The organism is Sphingomonas sp. Leaf208, assembly GCF_001421415.1.
Classification (GTDB): Bacteria; Pseudomonadota; Alphaproteobacteria; order Sphingomonadales; family Sphingomonadaceae; genus Sphingomonas.
The window spans coordinates 369,624-396,015 of the sequence record NZ_LMKH01000036.1 but is presented as its reverse complement, the minus strand read 5'-3'; the positions used below and the strand labels follow the sequence as shown (position 1 = coordinate 396,015).

The following is a 26,392-nucleotide window of genomic DNA, read 5'->3' as shown; positions in this document are numbered from 1 at the left end:
CCTCGCCATCGTTGTAACGCCTGGTCGTACCGTCAGTCATATGCCTCACTCTTATCTAAGAGCGGGGCCCTGTCAGGTCATTTAGGGGGCCACCTCAGTCACAGGTTCGAGTCCTGTAAGCGGCACCACCTTAAATCTTCGGTATCTTCGAACCTAGTTCCAACTGGTGTTTGCCGATATCGGACAATGGCAGTCGGACTGTAGCGGCGAGGTTCAGCGTCGCGGTAGCGAGTCATGGTGCCTGTTATCGGTCCGGAATATGGAGCCCTATTAGGTTAACTGGTCGCTGTTGGACGATCTCGTCCCTGATCGCGCCCGATGTTCGGCGCCAACTCCATTCTCCGCAAGAGACAGGTGTAGAGCCAGGCCCTTCGCCGAAAACTGCCAATCGCTGAGTTCGATGCTGGTCAAAGGCCCACAGCAGGGGGGGCGGTGCTGTTGCGTATTACGAGTTCGTGTTGGAGTGTAACCTGCTGCGACGGGCTTTCGACACCGCGGAGGATGTCGACCAGAAGCTCAACGGTCCGGCGACCGATCATGCCCTTGGGTTGGGCGATCGTGGTCAGCGGCGGCTGAAAATAGCGCGCGAGCGGGAGATCGTCGAAGCCCATCACCGAGATGTCATTTGGGCATGAGAGGCCTGCGTCGCCGATCACGCTGAGCGCGCCCATCGCCATCTCGTCGCTGAAGCAGAAGATCGCGGTGACGTCGTTGTCGATCAGGTCGCGCGTGTGGCCGATGGCCGAGCCGGCGGAATAGTCGCCGATCCGGATGTAGAGACTGTCGCGCAGGCCGGCGCGGGTCGCGGCGTCGATCGCGCCGGCGAGGCGGTCGCGGCTGATCGGGCTGATCTCCGGGCCGGTGATCACGCCGATCCTGTGGTGACCGAGGTCGATCAGGTGCTGGATCGCGTCGGCGCTCGCCGCGGCGTTGTCGATATGGACGCTGGGGACGCCGAGGTCGGGGCTGTATTCGCAACCGTTGACGATCGGTGCGGCGGTGCCTTTGCGCGCCAGCAGCGGCGCGAGGCTGGCGGGCAGGCGGTGGCCGAGGAAGATCAGCCCGTCGACTTCGCGGCGCGAGAGCATGTCCGCATATTGGTCCTCGACCTCCGGATCGTGCCGCGTGTCGCCGACCACGACCGAATAGCCGGCGTCCCTTGCGGCCTCTTCGGCGCCGCGGATGACACTGGCAAAGAACGCGTTGGAGATGTCGGGGACGGTCAGCAGGATCTTGGCGGCGCGCAACGTCCGCAAGCTGCGTGCGGCGACGTTGGGCGTGTAGCCGGACTCGCGAACGACCTGCAGGACACGGCGCCGCGTTTCTTCGGACACCTGTTCGGGGCGGCTGAGAACGCGCGAAACCGTGGCGGTCGAGACGCCTGCGAGAGCGGCCACTTCGATGATCGTCGGCATATGGTCGTCATGTATCCGGTCGTCGGCACTGTCGATCTATATCCGATGTAATCCTTTACATTCGATTGGAGGCTCCGTAGCTTCATGTCCGACAAGCAGTAAAACTGCGATCGGAGAGGTGGCGAATGGCCGTTGCGGACACTGCACAATATTCAACAGGCATGGCCCAGTCGGGTGGTCTGCTGACAGGCCGCCTGAGCGCGATGATGTTCATGCAGTTCTTCGTGTGGGGCGCCTGGACCGTCACGCTCGGCCTCGTCATGCAGACTGTCGGCATCGGCAACCTCATCGGCAACGCGTTCTCGGTCGGGCCGATCGCGTCGATCGTCGGGTCTTTCCTGCTCGGCATGGCGGCGGCACGGTACGTCAGCCCGCGGATGTTGATGGTGATCCTGCACCTGGTAGGCGGCGTGCTGTTGTTCGTTCTGCCGTCGCTGGTCACGCCGGAAAATGGCGGCACCTTCGTGTGGCTGCTGCTCTGCTACATGATCCTCTACATGCCGACGGTCGGTCTCGCGAACACGATCGCGCTGAAGAGCTTCGGCGAGCGGACCGACAAATTCCCGTTCGTCCGTGCGTTCGGCACGCTGGGCTGGATCACGGCGGGGTTGATCATCGGTTGGGCGGGGCTGTCGGCGAGCCCTGAGATCTTCCGCGTCGCGGCGGTCGTGTCGATCGCGCTGGGGCTCTACAGCTTCACGCTGCCGAACGTGACGGCGGACGCGCCGCGCGACGAGAGCGTGCTACGCCAGGTGTTGTGCGTCGAGGCGTTCGGGTTGCTCAAGCAGCGCTCGTTCCTGATCTTCATGACCTGCGCGACGCTGATCTCGGTCCCGCTAGCGATGTATTACGCCTATGCGTCGCCCTATGTCGGCGCGACCGGGATCAGCAACGTCGGCGGGACGCTCGCGATCGGGCAGATGTCCGAGCTCGTCTTCATGTTCTCGATGCCGTGGCTGTACCGCCGGTTCGGCGTGAAGCCGCTGCTGCTGGTCGGCATGGCCGCATGGGCGTTGCGCTACGCCTTGTTCGCGATCGGCGATGGCGGTTCGTCGATCTGGGCGGTGTATCTCGGCGTCGCGTTGCACGGCGTATGCTATGATTTCTTCTTCGTCGCCGGCGCGATCTACACCGGCACGATCGCCACGCCGAAGGGTGTGAATGCGCAGGCGCAGGGCATGCTGACGCTGTTCACCTACGGCGTCGGTATGCTGCTCGGGTCGCAGATCGGCGCGCTTCTGTACGCGCAGCTGCCCGCATCGCCGACCATCGCCGACTGGCAGCATATGTGGTGGTATCCCGCGATCGCCGCAGCAGTGATTGCGCTGTTGTTCCAGTTCACGTTCCGCGACGATACCAGGAAGATCGCAGCATGACCGGCATGAAGGGCCCGGGGATTTTCCTCGCGCAGTTTCTTGGGGATAAGGCCCCGTTCGATACGCTCGACGGGTTGGCGGAATGGGCGGCCGGGCTTGGCTATGTCGGGGTCCAGCTCCCCTGCAACGCGCAACTGATCGACCTGAAGCTCGCCGCCGAGAGCAAGACGTACTGCGACGATCTTCGCGGGCGACTGGCAAAGCGCGGCATCGAAGTCACCGAACTGTCGACCCATCTGCAAGGCCAGCTCGTCGCGGTGCATCCGGCGTACGACACGCTGTTCGACGGCTTCGCGCCGCCCGAAGTCCACGGCAAGCCTGCCGAGCGCCAGCTTTGGGCGGTCGAGCAGGTGAAAATGGCGGCGAGGGCGAGTGCCAACCTAGGCCTGTCCGCGCATGCGACCTTCTCCGGCGCGCTGGCATGGCCGTACGTCTACCCCTGGCCGCAACGCCCCGCCGGGCTGATCGAGGAGGCGTTTGCCGAACTCGCGCGCCGGTGGACGCCGATCCTCGACGTGTTCGAGGAAGCAGGCGTCGACTGCGCATTTGAGGTGCATCCCGGCGAGGACGTCCATGACGGCGCGACCTGGGAGCGGTTCCTGGCGGCCGTCGACAACCACCCCCGTGCGCGCCTCTTGTTCGATCCGTCGCACTTCGTGTTGCAGCAGCTCGACTATCTCGACTTCATCGACCGCTATCACGACCGGATTTCGTGCTTCCACGTCAAGGATGCCGAGTTCAACCCTAACGGTCGCACCGGCGTCTATGGCGGCTACGAGAATTGGGTCGACCGCGCCGGCCGGTTCCGCTCGCTCGGCGACGGGCAGGTCGATTTCTCCGGCATCTTCAGCAAGATGGCGCAATACGGCTATGACGGCTGGGCGGTTCTCGAATGGGAGTGCGCGCTAAAACGGTCCGATGACGGAGCCCGCGAAGGCGCGCCGTTCATCCGCGACCATATCATCCGCAAGACCGAGCGCCCATTCGATGACTTCGCCGCCAGCGGCATCGATCGCGCCGCTATCCGCAAGCTGCTCGGACTGTCGGAGGAGCAGGCATGAGCCGTCTCCGTCTCGGTATGGCCGGCGGCGGGGAGGGGGCCTTTATAGGCGCTGTCCACCAGATGGCGGCTGCGCTCGACGGCGATTGGGATCTGGTCGCGGGCGCATTCAGCACCGATGGCGGGCGCAACACGCGCACCGGCGAGCTGCTCGGACTGGATGCGCAGCGCGTCTATCCGTCGCTTGAAACATTGATTGCGCACGAACGCACATTGCCCGCGGATGAGCGGATCGAAGCGCTCGCGATCGTTACGCCGAACCACCTTCACGCGCCAATGGCGATCGCCGCGCTCGACGCCGGCTTCCACGTGTTCTGCGAAAAGCCGATGGCGATGAACGTCGTCGAGGCCGACGCGATCGCCGCTGCCGCCAAGGCCAGCGGCCGCCAGTTCGCACTGGCGTTCACATATAGCGGCTACCCGATGATTGAAGAGGCGCGCGCACGGGTCGAACGCGGCGATCTGGGCGCGATCCGCCTAGTCCAGGTCGAATATCTGCAAGGCTGGCTCAGCCGACCGATCGACACCGACGGCAACAAGCAGGCCGAATGGCGCACGGATCCCGCGCGCGCCGGGCTTGGCGGCTGTCTAGGCGACATCGGCACGCATGCGTTCCAGCTCGCCGAGCATGTCTCCGGCCTGTCGGTGCAATCGGTCTCTGCGGACCTCACCACGCATGTCGAGGGCCGCCGGCTCGATGACGACGTCAGCGCATTGCTCCGCTTCGAGGGCCGCGCGCGAGGCGTGCTCAAGGCGAGCCAAGTGGCGGCGGGCGAGGAGAACGGGCTGCGGTTGCGCATCCACGGCGAACGCGGCGGGCTCGACTGGTCACAGATGGAGCCCAACACGCTGACGCTGCGCTGGCTCGATCGTCCGACCGAGATCGTGCGGACCGGCGGCCCCGGCATGCTCGACGCGACCGCCACGCTGGTGCGTACCCCGGCGGGACATCCCGAGGGCTATATCGAGGCGTTCGCCAACCTCTACCGCGCATTCGCCTCAGCGATCCGCGGCGATGGCAACGACCGTTGGTTTCCAGGCGTGACCGATGGCCTGCGCACGATGCGGTTCATCGAGGCGGTGATCGCCAACGCCGGGTCGGACCGGAAATGGACATCAATGGATTCGGGAGACACGGAATGAAGTTGCTCATGGCCTTCGTCGCGGGAAGCATCGCGGCGGTTGCGGCGGTCACGATATCCGTGCCGACCGCCGCGCAATCGACTGCAGCCTCACCCCCGGCGTTCGCCGCCTGCCGCGCGTGCCACACCGTCGTGAAGGGTGGCCGCAACGGCATAGGCCCGAACCTGTACGGCGTGGTCGGCCGTGCCGCCGCCGCGACGCCCGGCTTCAACTATTCGGCCGCGATGAAGGGGTCGAAGCTGCGCTGGGACGAGCAGACGCTCAACGAATATCTCGCCGCCCCCCAGAAGAAGGTGCCGGGCACGCGGATGCCGATCGCGACGCCCGATGCCGCCAAACGTGCTGCGATCATCGCGTACCTGAAAGCGGAGGGCGCGAAGTGATCGCGCCGCGCGCATGACGCTCTCGCGCCGTACCTTGCTTGCCGCCGGTGCAGCGGCATCGCTGGTCCCCGCCGGGATCGCCGCCCAGCGCCGCGGTAGCAACGCCGCACGGTTCTCGCTCGGTTACGCGCCGCACGAGGGCAGCTTCGCCAGTCGTGGCGGACGGATCGAGCAGATCGCGTACGCCGCCGATCAGGGGTTCACCGCCTGGGAGGACAATGAGGCCGCAACGCGAACGGTGGCCGAACAGGAGCAGATGGCCAAGGCTTTGGCGCAGCGTGGCATGACGATGGGCGTGTTCGTCGCCAGCATGCCCAAATGGTCGAAGTCGCGGCCGCTTCTCGGCGCTAACGACGGCGCCGAGCGCGAGGCGTTCCTCGCCGACATCCGCGCCTCGCTCGACGTCGCCAAGCGGCTGAACGCAACGCGGATGACCGTGGTCACCGGCTTCATGGACCCGAAGGTGCCCGTGGATATCCAGACGGCGCGCGTGATCGACGTGATGCGCCGCGCGGGCGATATCGTCGCGCCGTCGGGCACGGCGATGGTGATGGAGCCGCTCAACACGCGGACCAACCATCCTGGCGTCTATATGCAAACGATTTCGCAAGGCTATGCGGTCGCGCGCGGTGCCAACAGCCCGGCGGTGAAGATCCTCGCCGACCTGTATCACGAGCAGATTCAGTCGGGGAACCTGATCCCGACGCTGGCGACCTGTTGGAGCGAGATCGGCTATATCCAGTTCGGCGACAATCCGGGCCGCAGCGAGCCGTCGACCGGCGAGATCAACTTCGCCTCGATCGTGAAGTGGCTGAAGGCGCAACGCTACACCGGCGTGATCGGCATGGAACACGGCAATTCGATAGCCGGACGCGCGGGCGAGGATCGCCTGATCGCCGCCTATCGCGAGATCGACGCAGCATGAAGGGGATCGGAATGAAGACGGTGTTGATGGCGAGCGTCGTCGTGGCGCTGGCGGGGCCAGTTGCGGCACAGGACAAACCCGGCTTCAAGGATACGCCGATGCTGCCCGGCGGCCAATGGCGGGTCCACGACGCCGACCGGCCTGCGCCGATCGTCGTTGCACCCGCTCCCACCCCCGGCGGTCCGCCTGCCGACGCAATCATGCTGTTCGACGGGCGTTCGCTCGACGCCTGGAAGCCCGATCGCATCGCTTGGCCGATCGCCAACGGTGCGCTCACGATCCCCTCGCGCGCGAAGAGCGGCGGCGAGAACAACCTCGTCTCGAAGCAGAGCTTCGGCGACGTGCAGATGCACCTCGAATTTCGCTCACCCAACCCGCCGACCAAGACGTCGCAGGATCGCGGCAACAGCGGCATCTGGTTCATGCAGCGCTACGAACTGCAGATCCTCGATGGCTCGCAGAACCCGACATATGCCGATGGCACCGTCGGCGCGGTCTATGGCTGGAAGCCGCCACTGGTGAACGCCGCGCGCCGGCCCGGCGAATGGCAGACCTACGACATCGTGTTCGAGCGCCCCCGCTTCGCTGCCGACGGCAGCCTGCTCCGCCCGGCCTACGTCACTGCGTTGCTTAACGGCGTGCTCGTCCAGAACCATCAGGCGATGCTCGGCACCACCATCTGGCGCAAGGTCGCCAGTTACACCGCGCACGCCGATGCCGCACCGATCCAGCTCCAGGATCACGACTCGCCGGTTTCGTTCCGCAACATCTGGGTCCGTCCGCTGACCGAAGCGGCGATCGCGCAGGACCTGAAGAAGGACGGTAAATGATCGACCGCAGAACAGCACTCGCCGGTGTCGTCGCCATGTTCGGCACGGCTTTGTATGCGCCCATCGCGCGCGCCGCAGGGGTCGGCCAGGCCCCCGGCGCGGCGGCGGGGATCCCCGTCATCAGCGAAGGGCCGCCCAGCGTCGCGGTCTTCACGGCCCCCCAGCGCGCCCTAATGACCGCGCTTAGCGAACGCGTGCTGCCGGCCACCGATACGCCAGGCGCGATAGCCGCGGGCGTGCCCGCCTATATCGAGAAGCTGCTCGCCGACTGGGCCGCGCCGGCCGACCGCGTGCCGATCCTCGCCGGCCTCGACGCGATCGAGGCGCGAAGCTTGGCGGACTATAAGGTCGCCGGCGCAAAGGCGACCGCGGCGCAGCACGACGCACTCCTCACGCTGGCGATGAACGACCAGATCCCGTCCGGCGCGGTCTTCTTCGAGGCGTTTCGACAGCTCGTCGTGACCGGCTATTACACGTCGGAGATCGGCATGACGCAGGAGCGCGAATACCTGCCAGTGCCGGGCGAGTATAACGGCGCATTCCCCTATTCTCAGGTCAACAAGGTGTATTCCGCATGATCCTCAGCCGTAGAAATCTGCTCGCCGGCTCCGGCGCGGTCGCCGCCCTCGCGTTCGTCCCGACTGCCTCCGCGGCACAGTTGAAGGCGATCGGCCTGCAACTCTACACGATCCGCGACATCTTCTCGAAGGACCCGTTCGGCACGCTCGGGCAGGTCGCCAAGATCGGCTACCGCGAGGTCGAATTCGGTGGTGGCGGCTATGAGGGCATGGACCACGCGATGCTGCGCCGGACGATGGACAAGCTCGGCCTGACCGCGCCATCGGTGCACATCGGCTACGACGCGCTGCTCCAGCGGTTCGACCAGTCGGTGACGATGGCCAAGACGCTCGGCGCGACCACCGTCGTGCTGCCGTACATGACCGACGAGCATCGCAACGAAGCGGGCTGGACCGCGGCACTGCCGAACTTCAACCGGTTCGCCACCGACCTGAAAAAGGCCGGGCTGGGCTTCGCGTATCACAACCACGATTTCGAATTCACCACGAAGCCAGGGGGCGTCAGCCTGTACGAGCGGCTGCTGAAAGAGACCGATCCCGCGCTCGTGAAGCTCGAACTCGATCTCTACTGGGCGCTGCATGCCGGCGAGAACCTGACGACGCTGATCGAGCGCCTCTCGCAGCGGATCTCCGCCTATCACGTCAAGGACATGCGCCCCGATCGCAGCATGGCGGCGGTCGGCGCGGGCACGGTCGATTTCGCCGCGCTGTTCAAGCTGAAGGGCAGCGCTGGCGTCCGGCATTTCTACGTCGAGAACGATCAGGCTCCCGCGCCCTATCTACCGGACATCACCACGAGCTTCCGGACGTTGCGCGCGCTTCGTTTCTGATCGGGCACGTTCTTACAAGAGATTAGGAGAGGAAGATCATGGCCGAGACCAACAGGTTCGACGCGATCGTAATCGGTTCGGGCGTCAGCGGCGGTTTCGCTGCGAAGGAATTGACCGAGAAGGGCCTCCGCGTCCTGATGCTCGATCGCGGCAAGATGGTCGAGCATGGCGAAGGCTACACCTATGATGGCAAGCCCGCATACGAGGTGCCCGCGCGCAACATCATGCCAAAGCCATTGGTGGACAGCGACTATTTCATCGCCAAGCACGGCTATGTCCAGCCCAGCAACCGCGAGTTCCACAACGACGACCGGCTGAACCCGTACGCCTATGACGAGGGCAGCAAGTTCTACTGGATCCGGCCCGGCGCAGTCGGTGGCAAGTCGTTGATCTGGGGACGTTGGTGCTTCCGCTGGAGCCCGCAGGACTTCGAAGCGAACAAGCGCGACGGCCTCGATGGCGACTGGCCGATCCGCTACGACGACGTCGCGCCGTGGTACAGCTATGTCGAGAAATACATCGGCGTGTCGGGCTCGCGCGAGAACCTCGCCTATTTGCCCGACAGCGAGTTCCAGCCGCCGATGCCGATGAACGTCGCCGAGAAGTGGTTGAAGCAGGGTCTCGAATCCAAGTTCCCCGGCCGCAAACTCATCAACACGCGGCTGTCGAACATGACCGAGGACAAGCCCGACCAGAACCGCACGAAATGCCAGTTCCGCAACCAGTGCGGCAATGGCTGCTCGTTCGGTGCCTATTTCTCGACCCAGGCCGTCACCTTGCCAGCCGCGCGCGCGACCGGCCGGCTGACGCTCGAGTCGGACTCGGTCGTCACCAACCTCGTATATGACGCGGCGCGCAAGAAGGTGACGGGCGTCCGCTATATCGATGCCAAGACCGGCCAGGCGCAAACCGTCAACGCCGACCTCGTCTTCCTCTGCGCGTCGGCGATCGCCTCGACGCAGATCCTGCTGAACTCGCGAGCACCGGGCAGCGACCGCAGCTATTTCGACGAGAGCGGCACGCTCGGCCGCTACGTGATGGACCACATCTTCCGCGTCGGGATCGAAGGCGATATCCCGGGCATGGAGGAGTTCATCGAATTCGGTCGTCGTCCGGGCGGCGTCTACGTGCCGCGTTTCCGCAATATCGGCGGCGACGAGGGCGTCGGCTTCAAGCGTGGCTATGGCTATCAGGGCAGCGCGTATCGCAATCCCGCCGCGCCGGTCGGGTTCGGTGCATCGATGAAGCAGGGCATGCGCAAATACGCGCCTTGGCGCTTCAGCATGGGCGCGTTCGGCGAATGCCTGCCCTATGCCGACAACAAGGTTTCGCTACACGCCAGCAAGGTCGACCGGTTCGGTGTCCCGCTCGTCCGCTTCGACGTCCGCTTCCGCGACAACGAACTGAAGATGATGACCGACGCACGGGCGCAGGGCGAGGCGATGCTGAAAGGAGCGGGGCTGACCAACGTCAAGAGTTCGGAGAGCGAGCACGTCCCCGGCGACGCGATCCACGAAATGGGCGGTGCTCGCATGGGCCGCGACCCGCGCACCTCGGTGCTCAACGAATGGAGTCAGGCGCACGCTGCGTCGAACCTCTACGTCACCGACGGCGCGCAGATGGCATCGATCTCGTGCGTGAACCCGTCGCTGACCTTCATGGCCCTGACCGCGCGCGCCGCCGATCATGCGGTCAAATCGCTGAGAAAGGCTTAGGCGCGAGGCGGTCAAGCTGCTCACGCGTCGTCCCCACCGCGGTTCATGACTGGCGCTTGGCGAGGCAGGGATAAACCCTGTCCACCAAGCGCCAACCGAACCATTCTAGCAGGGTAGCGCCCGTACGATTATTTCGCTGCCCCGCCGCCGGCAGCGATCCAGGCGTCGATCTTGCGTTCGAGCACCGGCATCGGCAGCGATCCGGTATCGAGCACCTGCGCATGGAAGTCGCGCGGATCGAACTTCGCGCCGAGCGCCGCCTGCGCCTTCGCCTTGGTCCGCGCGATCGTCAGCTGGCCGATCTTGTACGCCAGCGCCTGGCCGGGAATCGCGATGTAGCGCTCCACCTCGGCAGTCGCATCGGTTCGCGCCATCGGCGAATTGGCGAGCATATAGTCGATCGCCTGATCGCGCGTCCAACCCTTGGCATGGATGCCGCTGTCGACGACCAGCCGCATCGCGCGCAGCATTTCGTCGTTCAGCCCACCCATCCGCTGATACGGATCGGTCTCCATGCCCAACTCCTTCCACAGGCTCTCGGCATACAGCGCCCATCCTTCGACATACGCGGTGTTGCCACCGAACCGCATGAAGGCTGGCAGCGCGGTGTTCTCCTGCGCGAGACTGATCTGGAAATGATGCCCCGGCACGCCCTCGTGCAGGAACAGCGTCTCCATCTCCCACATGTAGCGCGAGGGCAGGTCGTAGGTATTGTAATAGAATACCCCAGGCCGCAAGCCGTCAGGCGTTCCGCCCTGATACGAGCCACCGGCCTCGGTCTTTTCCTTGAAGGCCGGGACCGGGCGGATCTCGAGCGCGGTCTTCGGCGTCAGCGAGAATTGCTCGGGAATGCGCTGGTCGATGCGCTTTTCGATCGCACGATAGCCGTCGCGCAACTGGTCGACCGAACTCGGCTGGAACTGCTTGTCGGTCCGCAGGAAGGTGAAGAACGCGGGCAGGTCGCCCTTGAACCCGACCGCCTGCTTCTGCGTCTCCATCCCCTTCAGGATCCGCGCGACCTCGGACAGGCCGAGCTGGTGTACCTGCTCGGCGGTCATCGGCAGCGTGGTGTTCTTGCGGATCAGATAGGCATAATAGGCATCGCCCCCGGGCAGCGCGGACAAGCCTACCGTGTCGCGCGCAACCGGCAGGTACGTCTTGGCGAGAAAGTCCCGCATCCGCTGGTGCGCAGGCGTGATGACATCGCGGATCTGCGCCGCATAGGCCGCCTTCAGTCGCGTCTGGTCGGCCGCCGAGATCGACGCGGGGAAGGTATTCACCGGCCCGTAGAAGGTCGATCCTTCGACGCCCTCCGCGATGAGGTTGTCGAACTCCTGGATCATGTTGGTCACGACCAGCTTCGGCTGGACGATCCTATCCTTCATGCCCTGGCGGAACAGTCCGATCGCGCGGTCGAGCACCGCGGTATATTGCGCGTTGCGCTTCAGGTTGTTCTCATAATCGACGAGCGTCTTGAACGGCGCTGCGCCCTTGCCGGATGCGAGGTCGGGATAGAAGGTCTGGAACCCGTTGAAATGGTCGATCGGCAAGTCGCGCTCGACCCTGACGATCGCGGGGGCGTAGCCGGCAAGGTCGGTCTCGTTGCGCGTCTTGAACACGTCGTACGCGATCTGGTCGGTCGCGGTCAGCTTCGTCCGGTCGATCGTCTTGAGCGCGGCCAGATCATGCTCGATCGCCGCGCGTTCGGCGGCCAGATACGCATCGGTCAGATAATCGCCGAGCCGGTCCGCATAGCGCAAATCACCGCGGAAGATCCCCTCGATCGGATTGCGTTTCAGGCTCGCCTCGTCGCTGTCATAAAACACCCGCTTGAGCCGCGCATCGTCCGCACTCTCACCGGGCTGCGCGACGGGAGGCGGCAGCGCCTGCGCACTCGCCGCGGCGCTGCCGACGGTCGTGGAAAGGAAAGCGGCAAGCAGCAATTTGACGGACAACGCGTGTTCCTTTGAATGCGATGACACGGGGGTAGGATGCGGCAGGATTTCCCGCAAGCGCCGCCCGTGCCCGCCCGAACTGCACCGAGCGGGCGCGCTCGACCCTTTCGAAGCTCCGTCGAAACTGGGCGAGGCTGCACCGCTAGCGGCACAGCCTCGCGTCATTCAGATCTGTGCGACGCCGCCGTCGACGAACATCTCGCTGCCGGTCATCAAGCTGCTGTCCGCGGACGCCAGGAACGCGGCGGCAGCGGCGATTTCCGCGGGGTCGCCGATCCGGCCGATCGGGGTGCCAGCGCCCATTTCCGCCATCGCATCCTCGCCGACGACCTCAAGCGCGAGTTCGGTCCTGGTCGGTCCCGGCGACAGCACGTTGACGCGAATGCCGGTGCCGCGCAGATCGAGCGCCCAGCTGCGCGCGAAATTGCGGATCGCCGCCTTGGTCGCGCTGTAGACGCTGAACCGCGGCGTTCCCATCACGCTCGTGCTGGACCCGGTGAGGATGATCGAGCCGCCCGACCGCATCAGCGGCAATGCCTTCTGCACCGTGAACAGCAGCCCTTTTACGTTGACGTCGAACGTCCGGTCGTAATGCTCCGGCGTGATTTCGCCGAGCGGGACGAGCTCGCCGGTACCGGCATTGGCGAACAGGATGTCGAGCGATCCGCGCTCCGTCCGGACCGTCTCGAACAGGCGATCCAGGTCGGCCATGTCGGATACCGAACCGCTGATCGCGCGGGCATTCTCGCCGAGTTCGACGAGTGCCGCGTCGAGCGCGTCCTGCCGCCGCCCGAAGATGTAGACGAACGCGCCCTCGTTGATGAAGCGCTTGGCCGATGCGAGGCCGATCCCGCTGCCGCCGCCGGTCACGATCGCCGTCTTGCCGTTCAGTCTGTCCATCTGTCGTCTCCGTGGTTGCGAAGATCCTTAGCTGGCGGACCGCATACCTATCGACAAGTATGCACCTTTTGGTAAGTACCAGGTTATGACAATTTCACCCCCGACCGATGGCTTCACCTGCGGCCTGGACGTCACGCTCCGCATCATCGCGGGAAAATGGAAACCGCTGATCCTGTATTTCCTGTTGCAGCGGCCCAACCGCTACGGGGAGCTTAAGCGTGCGGTGCGCGGCGTCAGCGACAAGATGCTGATCCAGCAATTGAAGGAACTGGAGGCGGACGCCGTGCTGACGCGGACGGATCACCATGAGGTCCCGCCGCGGGTCGATTATACGCTGACGCCAATGGGCCGAAGCCTCGCCGAGGCGCTGGCGCCGCTGTGCACCTGGGGGACCGAGAACATGGCGGAGGTCACGCGCGTGTTCGCCGAGCGCGACAACTGGCAGCGCGAGGCGGGCTGAACCCATACTCGCGCCGCGCCTAGGCCGCTTCGGCGCGGCGCGGCAGCTTCCAGTTCGGGCGGACGAAATGGCAGGTATAGCCGTTCGGCTTGCGCTCGAGGTAATTCTGGTGCTCGGGCTCGGCCTGCCAGAAATCGCCGACCGGGGAGAGTTCGGTCACGACCTTGCCCGGCCATAGGCCCGATGCCTCGACGTCGGCGATCGTCTCCTGCGCGACCCTTTTCTGATCGTCGCCGGTGTAGAAGATCGCGGAGCGGTAGCTCACGCCGCGGTCGTTGCCCTGCCGGTTGACCGTCGTCGGATCGTGGATCTGGAAGAAGAATTCGAGCAGCGTGCGGAAACTGGTGCGCGCCGGATCGAAGACGATCTCGATCGCTTCGGCATGGGCGCCGTGGCGGCGGTACGTCGCATTGGCGATGTCCCCGCCCGAATAGCCGACGCGGGTCGAGACCACGCCGGGCAACGCGCGGATCAGGTCCTGCATCCCCCAGAAGCATCCGCCCGCGAGTACCGCGCGTTCGGTTCTGGCCGGGGCTTCCTCGACCTGATCGAGATACGCGGCATAGCCTTGCGCGGCCATCTCCCCGCGCGGGACGAAGCGCAACGCCGCCGAATTTATGCAGTAGCGCAGGCCCCCCCGGCTTCGCGGACCGTCCTTGAAGACGTGACCCAGGTGACTGTCGCCATGCGCCGAGCGAACTTCGGTACGCGGGATCAGCATCGACCAGTCGCGCCTGGCCTTGACGTTCGCCGGTTCGATCGGCCGCGTGAAGCTCGGCCAACCACAACCGGACTCGTATTTATCGGCACTGGCGAACAGCGGCTCGCCCGAGACGATGTCGACGTAGATCCCCGCATCCTTGGTGTGCAGCAACGCACCGGAACCGGGACGCTCGGTCGCATTCTCCTGCGTCACTCGGTATTGTTCGGGCGTCAGCGCGGCGACGGCATCTTCGGTCTTGCGGTAACTGGTCATGGCGGCACTCCGTTGACTGGAATGTGGTGTGCCGTCATCTCGCTGTCGAGGTAGGGGCGGGCACCGGCGCCCTGCGATCAGCGCTGTTTCTTGGTCAGCGTCGCAGTGAAATCGGGGTCCTTGTTCGCGACCCAGTCGACGAACTTGCGTACCGCCGGGTCGGCCAGCAGCCCCTCGACGTCCATGCCGTGGCGTTGCAGCTCGGAATTGGTGAAGTTCGCGGTCAGCGTCTGCTGGCAGATCGGATGCATCGGCACGACGTCGCGGCCGCCCCGGCTCTTGGGGACGGGATGGTGCCAGACGATGGTCTTGCCGGTCGGGCGACCACATAGCCAGCACGAGACGATCGCGATGGGCGCGTCCTCCTCGGCCTGCGGATCTTCATAGGGACCGTGTTTCGAATGTTTGCGCGCCATGCGTCTGTCTCACGTCCCGATGATTGCGGCGCCTTCCTTAGCGGGGCGGGCGCCGTTGCGACAGTCGGCTGGTGCCGGCCGCGCACGGCAGGAAAAAGCGACCCGCGGTGTTCGATCGTTCAGCGCGGTGGCCTTGATCGTGCAATGTAGCGAGCTATTACGCGAACAATAATCGGCAAAGACCGGCGAATAATTGTGAAGCGCTGTAGAATATCCGAGGAGTAGGTATGAGGCCGAAGAATACAAAATGGTTTGTTCTCACCGGGATAGCTGCATTCTTCGGCGTGATATTCGGCATGACGGGGGCGCAATCCTTGTCCGGCGGCGCAGCGGTCGTGATCTTTGGAGGGCTGTTCGTCGCCGCCATTGCGTTCGTGATCTGGTCGCTGTCCGGCAATAGGGTCGGTAAGACTGCGCCGCCCGCGCTTATTGCGGACGCGCGGACGCTTCGGCCGACTGTGGGTAGCGCGCGGATCTATGTCGTGCGGCGCGGCTTCATGGGTGGCATGGCCGGTATGAAGATCGACATCCACGGCGTCGCGTCGGGACAGATCCGGATGAACCAGTTCGTCATGGCCGAGGTCCCGCCCGGCACGTACACCGTCGAGACCGCGATGGCGCGCAACGGCATCAAGCCGTCGAATTCCGAAACCACGTTGTCCGTGCAGGGCGGCGACGTCGTGGTGATCCTGGCGATGCTGAAGGTCCAGTCGCTGCACTCGACGACGACGCAGGAGCGGATCGTCGGCACGGAAGCGCAAACCGCCGTCTCGACAACTAAAATGATCGAATGGACCAATCGATCGACTTCGGTCGCATAGCCGCGTGAAGGCGCCGTCCCGTGAAGCTGCCGGCTTGCACCGCTCGGCAGCACGGCGCGCCGGAAACCGTCGTTCCCCGCAGGCGCGTCAGCTCACCGCGCCGGCGAGCACGTCGACGGTCGTGCCGAGGGGAGCCACCAGCGCCTGGTAACAGGACATGGCCGCGAAGCAGGCGATACCTGCGCCGATGATCGCGAGGCAGACGAACTGGAATGCCGATGCGCGGCGTTTGGTACGGTCGGTCTGCTCGACGATCCGCCGGACGGACTGTTCGCGCTTCATCGCGCGGCGGTCGGCGTCGGCGGCGGGGGGGCGATGTTTCAGGACGGGTTCGCTCAACAATGCGGCAAGGCTGATCGGGTCCTGCGTCCTTACGCCGAAGCGGCTGCCGCCGTTCCACACCACGCGACCAATGATGACGAGGGTCCCGCGGCGGATATCGACATAGGTGCCGAGGATCGGCGGTTCGCTGCTCGATACGAGCAGGCCCTTGTCGGACACGTCATGAATGCATCCGTTCGACCATTTGCCGCCGACATTCATGCGACAGGGAACCGAGAGTTCCTTCAAAGCGCGCAATTCTCATCCGATCTGGTTGGATCATCGTCCAGAATGCGTATCCCGGTGTCGAAGCGCACCCAATCCGGGAAATATACCGAGACGCGTCATGCATTGCCGACAGCACCGAGGATGACGAGCGAGACCGGTCAGCGCGCATCGATCGAATCGGTCCCAGCATTCCAGCAGCCGCCGACCGCATCGCCTGAATCTACATCAAGCTTACCGATCCGGTGGTCCGATCGACCTTGCGGATTACCGCGCGAGCGCGATCAACTGGGCGATGCCGTTGGTGCCCGTCTTCGCGACGATCGCGGCGCGGTGATCCTCGACCGTCTTCGGACTGATGTCGAGCGCAGCGGCGATAGCCTGGTTATTGTGGCCCTTCACCAGCAGGTCGAACACCTGGCGCTGCCGCGGCGTCAGTCCCGCGGTCCGTGCGAGTGCGGAGCGTTGCGCCTTTGACCAGGCGACCCCCTCGGCGATGGCGGCGAGCAACCGGTCCTCGTCGATCGGCTTTTCGAGATAGTCGAGGCCGCCATAGCGACGCACCGAATCCACCGCGTTGGCGGTCGTCGGCCATGCGGTCATGAAGATGATCGCGACCGCGGGGTCGAGCAGTCGGACGCGGTCGGCAAAGTCGAACCCGTCGATCTCGCCCATCATCACGTCGGTGACGATGCAGTGCGCCGGCGCGCGCTCGTACACCGCCAGCAACGGGGCGGGATCCAGGAACGGTTCCGCGACATGACCGTGACGGCGAAGCAGCCGTGCGACCGTCGCGCCAAGGTCCTGGTCGTCATCGACGACATACACCATGCCACACGCGGTATCGGTCATTCGGGCTCTCCAACGAGCGGAAGGGCAATGGTCGCGCGCGTTTGCCCGGCCGTATCGGTGACGCGCGACAGGGTGCCGCCATGCGCTTCGACGATCGCGCGGGCGACGAGGATGCCGACACCCATGCCGGGCTGCTCGGGGCGGGCGGGTCGCGATCCGTTCACGACCACCAGCTCGACGCCTCGGTTCGTGCGGGTCACGCCGAGCGTCACGGTGCCGTTGCCACAAGCCTGGACCGCGTTGCGCACCAGGTTGACGATCGCCTGCGCCAGCTCGACTTCCTGCGCGAGGATGACGAGGTCGGGCGCGACGGCATCGATCGACAGCGTGACACCGTGCGATTTCGCCTCGGGCCGGGCCAGCGCCGCGACGGTGTCGATCAACGTCGCGAGTGGCAGGGGCGTCGGCACGTCGACCGTCCTCCCGCCGAACCGCCGGAGCCGGCGGACCAGCGTCGACAATGCGGCGGCCTTGCGATCGATCAGCGCTGCAGTCGTCGCGATCTCGACATCGGCCGAGACGGTCAGCTCGTGCAGATGCTTGGCCTCGATCGCCAGCGTCGAGAGCGGCTGGCTGATCTCGTGGATGACCGCCACCGACATCGCCCGCAACGTCTTCAGCCGCTCCGCCTGGAACAACAGGCGATCGCGGCGTTCGAGATCGACCCGCACCCTGGCCTGCGCATCCGCGAAACTGCCCGCCAGATACCCGACGACCATGATCGAGGCGAGGCTCATGTGCAGCGCGAGGCGCCCGCCCATGTCCATCGGCATCGCGGTTTGCGGCAGGACCATCGCCGCGACGACGACGATCGCCAGCCAGCTCGCCAGTCGCCCGAACCGCAGCCCGATCCACGCGACCGCGAGCAGGACGGGGGTATGCGGCGTGCCCAGGCCGATCCGCGCGAGCAGGATTTCGATCGCGAACGACGCGACCAGGATCAGCACGGCCTCAGCGACCGACGCCATGCTCGGGCGTCCGGGCCGCAATGTGCCGCCCGTCGCAAGGTCCGCTACCCAGAGCAGGGGCGGCGCCAGCAGCAGGACGCCGAGCAGGTCGCCGACGACGAACCCGGTCAGCGACGTCACCGTCTCGCGCAGTCCGGATACGCCGGTGAGATCGGGGCGTAGCAACGACCAGGGCAACGCGGTCAACGCAGCGGCGGCGGGCGCGCCGACCGAGGCGAGGCCGAGCGGCATCGGCGCGACGCTCATGCTCGTCTGCGCACGATCCGCCATCGTCCGGACCAGCAGCACGATCAGGCCATAGACCAGCGGCGGACGGATCACGCCGATCAGCGCGGTCAGCCATCCCGCCGACCGCGGATCGATCACGCCGGTACCAATCTGCACGAGGATCTCGGCCACGATGATCGCAAGGGTCAGCCGCGGCCCACGCCGCCACAGCAGCGCGATGCGGAAGCCGGCAGCGGGATACAGCAACGAATAGAAACCGCGCCCGCCCCATTCGGCGGCGATATGATGCGCGGCCAGGAACGCGAGCGCATACCCGACCAGCCAGGGCAGGTCGGCGACCGTCGGCAGGACGGCGGTGGCGCGGGAGGGGATACGGGGTTCTACGAGGGGCTTGGCGAGCGTCGTCATCACGGCCTCCCTGCCAGATCGAAACGCCGCAGCCTATCCGGGCGTATCCCGGAATGCGATCCTAGGCTGAAGGTGGCGCGTCGTGATCGCTCGGCGGCAAGTCCCAATAGGGCGGATCGCCGAACGAGGCCCTGAGGCTCAGCGTCAGGGCAGCGATCTTCGCTGATGCGCTGCGCTCTCGCGGATAGGCGATGTACAGTTCGGCACCCTCGGCCGCGCAGCCAATATCGATCCTGACCAAGGCCCCGGTCGCGACATCGGCATGTGCGAAGAACGTCGGCAGCAACGTGATACCGAGACCGGCGCGCGCCGCGTCGCGCATCACTAGGCCATTGTTGACGCGTAGCGCGGCGCGCGGTCGCACGACGGTCCACCCGTCGGCGCTCGCAAAACGCCAGTCGGCATCGCGGTTTGCGTAGAGAATGCCGCAATGCGCTTCGAGGTCGGCAACGCTTTGCGGCACGTCGTGCTGCGCGAGATAGGCAGGCGAGGTCACGAGGATGCGCTGGCTGGTGGCGAGCCGCTTGGCGACCAGCCTGGTGTCGGCGATCGTGCCGTGGCGAATGACCGCGTCGAAGCCGTCAGCCGCCGCATCGACGAAGCGGTCGTCGAGTTCGAGCGTCAGGTCGATGCCCGGATGGTTGGCGAGGAAGCGACAGATTGCCGGTCCGAGATGCAGCACGCCGAAGCCGACCGGCGCGGACAGGCGCAACGGCCCGACCAGCGTGCCGCGTCGTGCTGCCATCTCCGCCGCGCCCTCCGCTGCCTCGTACAGGATTCGCTGCGCGCGCGGCAGGAAGGTCTGACCGTCCTCGGTCAGCGACAGCTTGCGCGTCGTGCGTTGGATCAGGCGCGTGTCGAGCAACCGTTCCAGCTCCGCCAGTCGTTCGCTGACCACCGACTTGGCGTTGCCGAGACGCCGCGCCGCCGCGCTGATCGACCCCGCTTCCGCGGTGGCAACGAACGCCGCAATACCGTCGAGCTTCATCATCGTTCGACAATCCCGGAAGGCGGTTTCGGCTTTTGCCGGCTAGTGCGAACGGTGCTCGCGCGGCACGCTTCTGTCCAGTTGCAGCGGCCATGCTGCCCAGGAGCACCGCGATGCTACGACATGCCGCTGCCGCCATCCTGGCGATACTCGTCGCCACGCCCGCGCTCGCACAAGTCCAGCCGTTCCCGCCGGGCTTCATTGAACGCGATGTCGTGACGAACGGTACGACGATCCATGTGCGCGCGGGGGGCCACGGTCCGGCGGTCCTGTTGCTGCACGGCTATGGCGAGACCGGTGACATGTGGGCGCCGCTCGCCGCCGATCTGGCGCGCGACCACCTGGTGATCGTTCCCGACCTGCGCGGCATGGGCCTCTCATCGAAACCGGCGGGCGGCTACGACAAGTCGACACAGGCAGTCGACATGGTCGGTGTGCTCGACGCGCTGCAGATCGGCAGGACCGATCTTGTGACGCACGATATCGGCAACATGGTCGGCTATGCCTTCGCCGCCCGGAACCGCGACCGCGTGACCCGGTTCGTCCTGATGGACGCGCCCTTGCCGGGCGTCGGGCCGTGGGACGAACTGCTGAAGAACCCGCTGCTCTGGCATTTCCGGTTCGGCGGTCCCGACATGGAGCGGCTCGTCGCGGGTCGCGAGCGCATCTATCTCGACCGGTTCTGGAACGAGTTCTCGGCGTCACCGGCGCGGTTCAGCGAAGCCTCCCGCGTTCATTATGCCGCGCTCTATGCCCGACCCGGCGCGATGCATGCGGGCTTTGCGCAGTTCGCCGCATTCGACCGCGACGCAGCGGACAATGCCGGCTTCGTCGCGGCGGGCAAGCTGACCATGCCGGTGCTTGCCATCGGTGGCGCCAAGTCGTTCGGGCCGATGATGGCGACGGTCATGCGGTTCGCCGCGAGCGACGTGACCGAGGCGGTGATTCCGGACTCGGGCCACTGGCTGATGGAAGAACAGCCTGTCGCGACAATCTCAGCCGTACGCGGCTTCTTGGATACCAAACGATAAGGACGGGTGGGCGTCGATCTTCGCGCGTGTCCTTTCGCGCCGAGTCAGTCGGCATCGTCCAACCGATCGTCAGTCATGCTTGCAGGATCGCCGCGTTGCGGGCGTCACTGCATCGCCGGTCGGTCGCCGGCGAGCGCACGCCGCAGTGCCGCGACCTCCACGTTCAGGGCTGCGAGTCGATCCGGCGTCATGCCGGACCGCTCGACGATCAGCGGGCCAAGGCACCCCGTCTCCGCCCACCGCGTCCGGCCGGTCTCGGTCAGCCGCACGCGTACCTGCCGCTCATCGGCGGGGTTGCGGATGCGCGTGACCAGCCCCGCCGCCTCCAGCCGTTTCGCCAACGGCGTGATCGTGCTCGGTTCGAGCGCGAGCCGTTCGGCGATCGCTCCGATCGAACAGCCATCCTCCGCTTCGTTGAGCGTCTGGAGGACGAGAAACTGTGGATAGGTGATGCTGAGCCGGTCGAGCACGGGCTTGTACGCACGATTGATCGCGATCGTCGCGGCATACAGCGAAAAGCAGAGCTGGTCGTCGAGGGGCAGGGGATCGGACACGGCAGGCTCCTTCACGCTCGACCGTACATAAAATTGCTTATCGCGGCAAATCTTACTGGACTTCGGTACCGCCACATCATAGATCATTATCGCGATAAGCAATATGGAGATTTCAGCATGTCCGTCGATGTAAAATACACTACCGAAGCCACCGCAACCGGCGGCCGCGACGGCCATGCACGGTCGCAGGACGGCCGGTTCGACGTCGCGCTCTCGACGCCGAAGGAACTGGGCGGCGCAGGCGGCGACGGCAGCAACCCAGAGCAGCTGTTCGCAGCCGGCTATTCCGCGTGCTTCATCGGCGCACTGAAGGTCGCTGGCCAGCAGTTGAAGGTGAAGCTGCCCGACGACGTCGCGGTCACCGCGAAAGTCGGTATCGGCCCGCGTTCGGCTGGCGGTTTCGGGATCACCACCGACCTGACCGTGTCGCTGCCAGGCATCGACCGCGCCGAAGCGCAGCGTCTGGTCGACGCCGCGCACGAGATCTGCCCCTATTCGAACGCCACGCGCGGCAACGTCGATGTCGGCCTGACGCTCGCCTGAAGATGAGGCCCTGACGGTCGGGCGGCACGTTTGCTGCCCGACCGTCTTTAATTGGCAGCAAGACCACGTCGCTGACGTCGAGCGGTCTTTTAGTCACATCCGATGCGTGTTGACATTAATGGTCACGGCTCCGATGTAACTTGCATGTACGCTCCTGCGACACATAAGCGTTTCCTCGACCATTCGGGCCAACTCGCCGCACGCGGTTAGCCCGAGCTCGCGGCTGTTCGCCGTTGAGTTCGGGCTTTATTCGATCTGACCTTTGGGACGTGCTCTGCGCGCCCATGATCTCGAGTAAACGGAAACCGCACAGTGTCGGAACAGAACCCTGATAAAGCTAGTCGCCCTTTGGCGGACCATGACGTCGAACTGCGGGATCACGCCTCGCAGCCCTTCCTTAGAATGAGGCCGAAGCATTTTTTCTCGAACCAGTTCGAGCTGGAGATCGTCGAAAACTATTCTGCCGATGATGGCGATCGCCGCGCTCGCAAGCAGCCGAACTGGTTGAACCGCTTTATCGACGTGAATCTTGTCCTAATGATCCTCGTGATCGGCGTGCCAATCCTTTTATACTGCATCGTCGCCTCGGCGAAATAGGCGCCGGACTCGCGGTACTGGGCTGTTCGTCACGATGTCGCGGGCAGTCCGCGAGTGACAGGGTCGCCGGCGACCTTCCGCAAAATCCGTGCCGATAAGCAAATAACGCTAGTTAGCCGCTGGACTTCCGCGCCGCCTATCCATGATAGGTAAGGATGCAATACGCTTAATGCCGCGTGATATTACCGTGTTGCGCGCGCGATGCGGCACGTTTCATAGATTTGATCATCTACTCCGACATCTACCGAGCGGGGCCGGAGTAGCGACGAAGCCCAGCCAGTATCAGTCAAACCGATTATATTTATGTCGGACGATGAACAAAATGTAATGATGCACGTATGTTAAACACCTGGTGTTCAATTTCATACAAATATAGTAGGCGCCTGCCAGCAGGGGTGCATTACGAATTCAAGGACATACCGTGACCGATACACTTAATACAGTCGAGCTCGCCGCCGAACTGACGGCAGCATGGCTTGCCAACCCCAATACGCGCACTGCCGCCGACGACGTGCCGGCGTTCCTCGTCGCGATGCATTCGGCCGTCGAGAAGCTGGTCGGCAATGGCGAAGCGGAGCCCGAGGCAACGGCACAGCCGACGTCCGAGCCAGCCGTTTCGGTGCGCAAGTCGCTTGCGTCACCCGACCACATCATCTCGATGCTCGACGGCAAGAAGTACAAGACGTTGCGTCGTCACCTTTCGACCAACGGCATGACGCCGGAGCAGTATCGCGAGCGCTTCAACCTGAAGTCCGACTATCCGATGGTCGCCGCGACCTATTCGGAAGCGCGCCGTGCGATGGCGAAGTCGATCGGGCTTGGTCGCAAGGCAGGTGCAACGGTCGAGAAGGCGTCGGAAGACGCAGTGAAGACCGTTCGCAAGGGCGGCAAGGCAGCGCTTGATGCCGCCAAGAAGACGCTCGGCAGCGAGGATTAAAATCGGCGAGGGGGGAGGGTGTCGTCCTTCCCCTCTCCCCTTCACGACGGCCAGTTACGCGCTATGCGCGCCGGCCGTCCTCGACCAGCGCCTGCGCTAAAAGCGCGCGGATCGCACGCAGCGCCGGTATCACCGGCTCGATCGTGTCGGTCGTGACCGGCGTTGTCTTTTCGGCCGCAAGCAACTGCTGCACGCCGCGGACGGTATAGCCTTCGCGGTTGAGCAGCGTGTCGATCCGGCGAACCAGCACCGCATCCTCGGCACGGTAATAGCGCCGGTTCCCCGCGCGCTGCAGCGGCCGTAGCTGCGGAAACCGGGTCTCCCAATAGCGCAGGATATGCTGTGGCAGGCCGGTCTCACGCGAGAGTTCGCCGATCGTCCGGAACGCAGCGCCCGCCTTGCCCGGACCAGCCGCTGCTATACCCACGGCACCTATGGATGTGCTGCCGTCGTCGGAACCGGGATCGCCCGCTACGTCGATGTCGTCCGTGAAATCGCCACCGGAAGTATCGGCGTCATCGGGCATTACAGAATCAGTCGGCGCCGACGATGCGCTCACGCATCATCTGGCTCGCGCGGAACGTCAGGACGCGACGCGGTGCGATTGGCACCTCGATGCCGGTTTTTGGATTGCGGCCGACCCGCTCGCCCTTGTCGCGGATCACGAACGTGCCGAACCCCGAGATCTTGACGTTCTCCCCTTCGGACAGCGCGCCACACATCTCGGAAAGAATCTGTTCCACGATCTTCGAGGAATCCGCACGCGACAATCCTACCTCGCGGTGGAGGGACTCGGCCAGATCGGCGCGCGTCAATGTACCGGTCATCGTCATTCGCAAGCTCCCAGTCTCGGCGCTTCTCTACACAAGCAGGATCGCGACCGGAAGAACTTTTGTTCTACAAGTGAATCGATCTCTTTCTACTAGATTAGAAGCGGATAACCGCCGCACCCCAGGTGAACCCGCCGCCCATCGCCTCGAGCACGACGATCTGGCCTTGTCGGATACGTCCATCGCGCACGGCGACGTCGAGCGCGAGCGGCACGGAGGCCGCCGACGTGTTGGCATGCTGGTCGACGGTGATCACCACCTTGCCGGCCGGGAGGCCCAGTTTGCGCGCGGTCGCGTCGAGGATGCGGGCGTTCGCCTGGTGCGGCACGACCCAGTCGACCTGGTCCGAAGACAAGCCAGCCATCGCCAGCGACTCGGTCATCACCGAGGCCAGGTTGGTCACCGCATGGCGGAACACCTCGCGGCCCTTCATGCGGAGCTTGCCGACGGTGCCGGTCGTCGAGACGCCGCCATCGACATAGAGGAGTTCGTTGTGGCGGCCGTCCGCGTGCAGCTTGGTCGTCAGGATGCCGCGACCGCCGTCATCGGCCGTATCCTGCGCCTCCAGCACGATCGCGCCGGCACCGTCGCCGAACAGCACGCAGGTCGTCCGGTCCTCCCAGTCGAGGATGCGGCTGAACGTCTCCGCGCCGATCACCAGCGCACGCTTGGCGACGCCGCTGCGGATCATGCTGTCGACCACCTGCACCGCGTAGAGGAAGCCCGAGCAGACCGCCGCGACGTCGAACGCGACGCAGTCGTTGATGCCGAGCATCGCCTGCACCTTGGTGGCGCTGGCGGGGAAGGTCTGGTCGGGTGTCGCGGTGGCGAGCACGATCAGGTCGATGCTCTGCGCCTCGATGCCGGCCGCGGTCAAAGCCGCGCGGCACGCGTCCGCGGCCAGCGTCGCGGTCGTCTCGCCCTCGCTAGCGATGTGGCGGAAGCGGATGCCGGTGCGCTCGACGATCCACTCGTCGCTGGTGTCGACCTGTTCCGCGAGCTCGGCGTTCGAGACGCGACGCGCGGGCAGGGCAGAGCCGGTGCCGATGACCACAGACCGGATCATGCCGCCTTCTCCACGCTGCCGAGATCGTCGGCGATGCGCCGTACCAGATCGTTGCGGACCATCTTGGCGGCATTGCCGATCGCGGTCGCGACGCCGCGCTCGGTGGCGCCGCCGTGGCTCTTCACGACGATGCCGTTGAGCCCGAGAAACACAGCGCCGTTGTGATTGTTGGGATCGAGGTGATCGCGCAGCAACTCGGTCGCCGGCCGCGAGATCAGGAAGCCGAGCTTCGACCGGACCGAGCTGCGGAACGCGCGCTTGAGCAGGTCGGCGACGAATCGCGCGGTGCCCTCGGCGGTCTTGAGAGCGATGTTGCCAGAGAATCCGTCGCACACGACGACGTCGACCTCGCCACGCGACAGACGGTCGCCCTCGATGAAGCCGTTGAACTGCATGTCGACCGCAGGCGTCGCGCGCAGTTGTGCGGCCGCATCGCGGATCTCGTCCGTGCCCTTCATGTCCTCGCTGCCGATGTTCAGCAACGCCACGCGAGGGTGCGGGATGTCGAGTGCGGTGCGCGCATAAGCGGCGCCCATGATCGCGAACTGGACGAGGTTGCGCGCGTCGCATTCAGTGTTCGCGCCGAGATCGAGCATCACCATGTCGGTGTCGCCGAGCGTCGGCAGACGCGCCGCGAGGGCCGGCCTGTCGATCCCGGGCAGCATCCGCAACGACAGCTTCGCCATCGCCATCAGCGCGCCGGTATTGCCCGACGACACCGCAGCGGCGGCGCGACCCTGTTTCACCAGGTCGATCGCGATGCCCATCGAGGTCTTCTTGGCGCGACGAATCGCCTGGGTCGGCTTGTCGCTCGACCCGACGACTTCCGGCGCGTGGACGATCTCCGAATGCTGCGACAGGTTCGGATGAGCCTTCAGCCCCTCGCGAATCGCAACTTCGTCGCCGACCAGCAGGAAGCGCATGCCCTCGAATTGATGACGCGCGCGGGCGACACCGGCGAGCATCACTGCCAGCCCGTCATCGCCACCCATCGCATCGACCGCGATCCAGCCGCTGTCGGGCATCGCTTATCCTTCGTTCAAGTTAGAGGTTCCGGACGG

29 protein-coding genes are annotated in these 26,392 nt (G+C 65.1%); 15 read left to right on the top strand and 14 right to left on the bottom strand.

The genetic code is table 11. The annotated features are described in order from the left end of the window. Positions 1-407: 407 nt before the first annotated feature. On the bottom strand, positions 408-1,415 hold the full coding sequence (locus ASE69_RS19435; protein WP_056490226.1) for a LacI family DNA-binding transcriptional regulator: 1,008 nt from the start codon (positions 1,413-1,415) through the stop codon (positions 408-410). 125 nt (positions 1,416-1,540) lie between these two features. On the opposite strand from ASE69_RS19435, the gene ASE69_RS19430 reads away from it, so the two are divergent. The 9 genes from ASE69_RS19430 to ASE69_RS19390 are packed head-to-tail and all read left to right on the top strand — an operon-like array spanning position 1,541 to position 10,255. Then, the gene (locus tag ASE69_RS19430; RefSeq protein WP_235518992.1) at positions 1,541-2,791 is read left to right on the top strand and encodes an MFS transporter; all 1,251 of its coding nucleotides are present in this window, start codon (positions 1,541-1,543) and stop codon (positions 2,789-2,791) included. After that, on the top strand, positions 2,788-3,852 hold the full coding sequence (locus ASE69_RS19425) for a sugar phosphate isomerase/epimerase family protein (protein ID WP_056490220.1): 1,065 nt from the start codon (positions 2,788-2,790) through the stop codon (positions 3,850-3,852). Before ASE69_RS19430 ends, ASE69_RS19425 begins: the two co-directional genes overlap by 4 nt. Then, positions 3,849-4,994, top strand: coding sequence for a Gfo/Idh/MocA family protein (locus ASE69_RS19420; protein WP_056490218.1), 1,146 nt, complete (start codon positions 3,849-3,851; stop codon positions 4,992-4,994). Before ASE69_RS19425 ends, ASE69_RS19420 begins: the two co-directional genes overlap by 4 nt. Beyond that, a complete protein-coding gene (locus ASE69_RS19415) occupies positions 4,991-5,377 on the top strand; it encodes a c-type cytochrome (protein ID WP_235518991.1) in 387 nt (128 codons plus the stop codon). Before ASE69_RS19420 ends, ASE69_RS19415 begins: the two co-directional genes overlap by 4 nt. A 13-nt stretch (positions 5,378-5,390) precedes the next feature. Continuing rightward, entirely contained in the window at positions 5,391-6,302 is a 912-nt protein-coding gene (locus tag ASE69_RS19410; protein ID WP_056490213.1) for a hydroxypyruvate isomerase family protein, read from the top strand. Next, positions 6,299-7,132, top strand: coding sequence for a DUF1080 domain-containing protein (locus ASE69_RS19405; protein ID WP_056490212.1), 834 nt, complete (start codon positions 6,299-6,301; stop codon positions 7,130-7,132). The genes ASE69_RS19410 and ASE69_RS19405 overlap by 4 nt, the downstream gene beginning before the upstream one ends. After that, positions 7,129-7,710, top strand: a complete 582-nt coding sequence (locus ASE69_RS19400) for a gluconate 2-dehydrogenase subunit 3 family protein (RefSeq protein WP_056490210.1) — start codon at positions 7,129-7,131, stop codon at positions 7,708-7,710. The genes ASE69_RS19405 and ASE69_RS19400 overlap by 4 nt, the downstream gene beginning before the upstream one ends. Beyond that, complete coding sequence (locus ASE69_RS19395) at positions 7,707-8,540, top strand: sugar phosphate isomerase/epimerase family protein (protein ID WP_056490205.1); 834 nt, start codon at positions 7,707-7,709, stop codon at positions 8,538-8,540. The genes ASE69_RS19400 and ASE69_RS19395 overlap by 4 nt, the downstream gene beginning before the upstream one ends. Before the next feature lie 38 nt (positions 8,541-8,578). Next, positions 8,579-10,255 (top strand): GMC family oxidoreductase, encoded by a 1,677-nt coding sequence (locus ASE69_RS19390; RefSeq protein ID WP_056490202.1) that lies wholly within the window; start codon positions 8,579-8,581, stop codon positions 10,253-10,255. A 128-nt stretch (positions 10,256-10,383) separates the two neighbouring features. Here the strand turns inward: ASE69_RS19390 and ASE69_RS19385 are convergent, their stop codons facing one another. Next, positions 10,384-12,210, bottom strand: a complete 1,827-nt coding sequence (locus tag ASE69_RS19385; protein ID WP_056490199.1) for a DUF885 domain-containing protein — start codon at positions 12,208-12,210, stop codon at positions 10,384-10,386. Between the two features lie 165 nt (positions 12,211-12,375). Next, the gene (locus ASE69_RS19380; protein ID WP_056490196.1) at positions 12,376-13,110 is read right to left on the bottom strand and encodes an SDR family NAD(P)-dependent oxidoreductase; all 735 of its coding nucleotides are present in this window, start codon (positions 13,108-13,110) and stop codon (positions 12,376-12,378) included. Between the two features lie 85 nt (positions 13,111-13,195). Here ASE69_RS19380 and ASE69_RS19375 point away from each other — a divergent pair, with 85 nt between their 5' ends. Then, positions 13,196-13,570, top strand: a complete 375-nt coding sequence (locus ASE69_RS19375) for a winged helix-turn-helix transcriptional regulator (protein ID WP_056490163.1) — start codon at positions 13,196-13,198, stop codon at positions 13,568-13,570. Positions 13,571-13,589: 19 nt separating this feature from the next. On the opposite strand, the gene ASE69_RS21585 is transcribed toward ASE69_RS19375, so the two are convergent. Beyond that, complete coding sequence (locus ASE69_RS21585; protein WP_082453245.1) at positions 13,590-14,546, bottom strand: bifunctional methionine sulfoxide reductase B/A protein; 957 nt, start codon at positions 14,544-14,546, stop codon at positions 13,590-13,592. A 77-nt stretch (positions 14,547-14,623) separates the two neighbouring features. Then, positions 14,624-14,962 (bottom strand): hypothetical protein, encoded by a 339-nt coding sequence (locus ASE69_RS19365; protein ID WP_056490160.1) that lies wholly within the window; start codon positions 14,960-14,962, stop codon positions 14,624-14,626. A gap of 227 nt (positions 14,963-15,189) precedes the next feature. Between ASE69_RS19365 and ASE69_RS19360 the strand changes: the two genes are divergently transcribed. Then, on the top strand, positions 15,190-15,783 hold the full coding sequence (locus ASE69_RS19360) for a DUF2846 domain-containing protein (protein WP_056490157.1): 594 nt from the start codon (positions 15,190-15,192) through the stop codon (positions 15,781-15,783). A gap of 87 nt (positions 15,784-15,870) precedes the next feature. Here ASE69_RS19360 and ASE69_RS19355 read toward each other — a convergent pair whose 3' ends face one another. The 4 genes from ASE69_RS19355 to ASE69_RS19340 all read right to left on the bottom strand — a co-directional run bounded on the left by ASE69_RS19355 (position 15,871) and on the right by ASE69_RS19340 (position 19,776). Beyond that, complete coding sequence (locus tag ASE69_RS19355; protein ID WP_133020281.1) at positions 15,871-16,362, bottom strand: PilZ domain-containing protein; 492 nt, start codon at positions 16,360-16,362, stop codon at positions 15,871-15,873. A 234-nt stretch (positions 16,363-16,596) separates the two neighbouring features. Continuing rightward, positions 16,597-17,181 (bottom strand): response regulator transcription factor, encoded by a 585-nt coding sequence (locus ASE69_RS19350; protein WP_056490151.1) that lies wholly within the window; start codon positions 17,179-17,181, stop codon positions 16,597-16,599. Next, positions 17,178-18,785, bottom strand: a complete 1,608-nt coding sequence (locus ASE69_RS19345; protein ID WP_056490149.1) for a sensor histidine kinase — start codon at positions 18,783-18,785, stop codon at positions 17,178-17,180. Before ASE69_RS19345 ends, ASE69_RS19350 begins: the two co-directional genes overlap by 4 nt. 61 nt (positions 18,786-18,846) lie before the next feature. Then, complete coding sequence (locus ASE69_RS19340) at positions 18,847-19,776, bottom strand: LysR family transcriptional regulator (protein WP_056490146.1); 930 nt, start codon at positions 19,774-19,776, stop codon at positions 18,847-18,849. A 110-nt stretch (positions 19,777-19,886) separates the two neighbouring features. On the opposite strand from ASE69_RS19340, the gene ASE69_RS19335 reads away from it, so the two are divergent. Continuing rightward, positions 19,887-20,804 carry an alpha/beta fold hydrolase gene (locus tag ASE69_RS19335; RefSeq protein ID WP_056490380.1) on the top strand — a complete coding sequence of 306 codons (918 nt, stop codon included), beginning with the start codon at positions 19,887-19,889 and terminating at the stop codon, positions 20,802-20,804. Between the two features lie 104 nt (positions 20,805-20,908). On the opposite strand, the gene ASE69_RS19330 is transcribed toward ASE69_RS19335, so the two are convergent. Continuing rightward, a complete protein-coding gene (locus tag ASE69_RS19330) occupies positions 20,909-21,358 on the bottom strand; it encodes a MarR family winged helix-turn-helix transcriptional regulator (RefSeq protein WP_056490377.1) in 450 nt (149 codons plus the stop codon). 117 nt (positions 21,359-21,475) lie between these two features. On the opposite strand from ASE69_RS19330, the gene ASE69_RS19325 reads away from it, so the two are divergent. From ASE69_RS19325 to ASE69_RS19315, 3 genes are all read left to right on the top strand, one after another. Further along, positions 21,476-21,901 carry an organic hydroperoxide resistance protein gene (locus ASE69_RS19325; protein ID WP_056490142.1) on the top strand — a complete coding sequence of 142 codons (426 nt, stop codon included), beginning with the start codon at positions 21,476-21,478 and terminating at the stop codon, positions 21,899-21,901. A gap of 312 nt (positions 21,902-22,213) precedes the next feature. Continuing rightward, on the top strand, positions 22,214-22,498 hold the full coding sequence (locus ASE69_RS19320; protein ID WP_156362411.1) for a hypothetical protein: 285 nt from the start codon (positions 22,214-22,216) through the stop codon (positions 22,496-22,498). Positions 22,499-22,919: 421 nt separating this feature from the next. Further along, the gene (locus ASE69_RS19315; RefSeq protein ID WP_056490139.1) at positions 22,920-23,435 is read left to right on the top strand and encodes a MucR family transcriptional regulator; all 516 of its coding nucleotides are present in this window, start codon (positions 22,920-22,922) and stop codon (positions 23,433-23,435) included. 61 nt (positions 23,436-23,496) lie between these two features. Here ASE69_RS19315 and ASE69_RS19310 read toward each other — a convergent pair whose 3' ends face one another. The 4 genes from ASE69_RS19310 to plsX all read right to left on the bottom strand — a co-directional run bounded on the left by ASE69_RS19310 (position 23,497) and on the right by plsX (position 26,356). After that, positions 23,497-23,856, bottom strand: coding sequence for a MerR family transcriptional regulator (locus tag ASE69_RS19310; RefSeq protein WP_056490374.1), 360 nt, complete (start codon positions 23,854-23,856; stop codon positions 23,497-23,499). A 112-nt stretch (positions 23,857-23,968) separates the two neighbouring features. Next, complete coding sequence (locus tag ASE69_RS19305; protein WP_056490137.1) at positions 23,969-24,268, bottom strand: integration host factor subunit alpha; 300 nt, start codon at positions 24,266-24,268, stop codon at positions 23,969-23,971. 94 nt (positions 24,269-24,362) lie between these two features. Beyond that, a complete protein-coding gene (locus tag ASE69_RS19300) occupies positions 24,363-25,331 on the bottom strand; it encodes a beta-ketoacyl-ACP synthase III (RefSeq protein WP_056490134.1) in 969 nt (322 codons plus the stop codon). Beyond that, on the bottom strand, positions 25,328-26,356 hold the full coding sequence (gene plsX / locus ASE69_RS19295) for a phosphate acyltransferase PlsX (protein WP_056490131.1): 1,029 nt from the start codon (positions 26,354-26,356) through the stop codon (positions 25,328-25,330). Before plsX ends, ASE69_RS19300 begins: the two co-directional genes overlap by 4 nt. Between the last annotated feature and the right edge of the window lie 36 nt (positions 26,357-26,392).

What these genes read in the sequence shown, in the direction of transcription:
- ASE69_RS19300 (WP_056490134.1), bottom strand. Translation starts at nt 25,331, where the DNA reads ATGATCCGGTCTGTGGTCATCGGCACCGGCTCTGCCCTGCCCGCGCGT.
- ASE69_RS19425 (WP_056490220.1), top strand. Translation starts at nt 2,788, where the DNA reads ATGACCGGCATGAAGGGCCCGGGGATTTTCCTCGCGCAGTTTCTTGGG.
- ASE69_RS19405 (WP_056490212.1), top strand. Translation starts at nt 6,299, where the DNA reads ATGAAGGGGATCGGAATGAAGACGGTGTTGATGGCGAGCGTCGTCGTG.
- ASE69_RS19380 (WP_056490196.1), bottom strand. Translation starts at nt 13,110, where the DNA reads ATGGACAGACTGAACGGCAAGACGGCGATCGTGACCGGCGGCGGCAGC.
- ASE69_RS19350 (WP_056490151.1), bottom strand. Translation starts at nt 17,181, where the DNA reads ATGACCGATACCGCGTGTGGCATGGTGTATGTCGTCGATGACGACCAG.
- ASE69_RS19410 (WP_056490213.1), top strand. Translation starts at nt 5,391, where the DNA reads ATGACGCTCTCGCGCCGTACCTTGCTTGCCGCCGGTGCAGCGGCATCG.
- ASE69_RS19325 (WP_056490142.1), top strand. Translation starts at nt 21,476, where the DNA reads ATGTCCGTCGATGTAAAATACACTACCGAAGCCACCGCAACCGGCGGC.
- ASE69_RS19375 (WP_056490163.1), top strand. Translation starts at nt 13,196, where the DNA reads ATGACAATTTCACCCCCGACCGATGGCTTCACCTGCGGCCTGGACGTC.
- ASE69_RS19395 (WP_056490205.1), top strand. Translation starts at nt 7,707, where the DNA reads ATGATCCTCAGCCGTAGAAATCTGCTCGCCGGCTCCGGCGCGGTCGCC.
- ASE69_RS19335 (WP_056490380.1), top strand. Translation starts at nt 19,887, where the DNA reads ATGCTACGACATGCCGCTGCCGCCATCCTGGCGATACTCGTCGCCACG.
- ASE69_RS19340 (WP_056490146.1), bottom strand. Translation starts at nt 19,776, where the DNA reads ATGATGAAGCTCGACGGTATTGCGGCGTTCGTTGCCACCGCGGAAGCG.
- ASE69_RS21585 (WP_082453245.1), bottom strand. Translation starts at nt 14,546, where the DNA reads ATGACCAGTTACCGCAAGACCGAAGATGCCGTCGCCGCGCTGACGCCC.
- ASE69_RS19435 (WP_056490226.1), bottom strand. Translation starts at nt 1,415, where the DNA reads ATGCCGACGATCATCGAAGTGGCCGCTCTCGCAGGCGTCTCGACCGCC.
- ASE69_RS19420 (WP_056490218.1), top strand. Translation starts at nt 3,849, where the DNA reads ATGAGCCGTCTCCGTCTCGGTATGGCCGGCGGCGGGGAGGGGGCCTTT.
- ASE69_RS19415 (WP_235518991.1), top strand. Translation starts at nt 4,991, where the DNA reads ATGAAGTTGCTCATGGCCTTCGTCGCGGGAAGCATCGCGGCGGTTGCG.
- ASE69_RS19360 (WP_056490157.1), top strand. Translation starts at nt 15,190, where the DNA reads ATGAGGCCGAAGAATACAAAATGGTTTGTTCTCACCGGGATAGCTGCA.
- ASE69_RS19305 (WP_056490137.1), bottom strand. Translation starts at nt 24,268, where the DNA reads ATGACGATGACCGGTACATTGACGCGCGCCGATCTGGCCGAGTCCCTC.
- ASE69_RS19430 (WP_235518992.1), top strand. Translation starts at nt 1,541, where the DNA reads ATGGCCGTTGCGGACACTGCACAATATTCAACAGGCATGGCCCAGTCG.
- ASE69_RS19345 (WP_056490149.1), bottom strand. Translation starts at nt 18,785, where the DNA reads ATGACGACGCTCGCCAAGCCCCTCGTAGAACCCCGTATCCCCTCCCGC.
- ASE69_RS19390 (WP_056490202.1), top strand. Translation starts at nt 8,579, where the DNA reads ATGGCCGAGACCAACAGGTTCGACGCGATCGTAATCGGTTCGGGCGTC.
- plsX (WP_056490131.1), bottom strand. Translation starts at nt 26,356, where the DNA reads ATGCCCGACAGCGGCTGGATCGCGGTCGATGCGATGGGTGGCGATGAC.
- ASE69_RS19400 (WP_056490210.1), top strand. Translation starts at nt 7,129, where the DNA reads ATGATCGACCGCAGAACAGCACTCGCCGGTGTCGTCGCCATGTTCGGC.
- ASE69_RS19365 (WP_056490160.1), bottom strand. Translation starts at nt 14,962, where the DNA reads ATGGCGCGCAAACATTCGAAACACGGTCCCTATGAAGATCCGCAGGCC.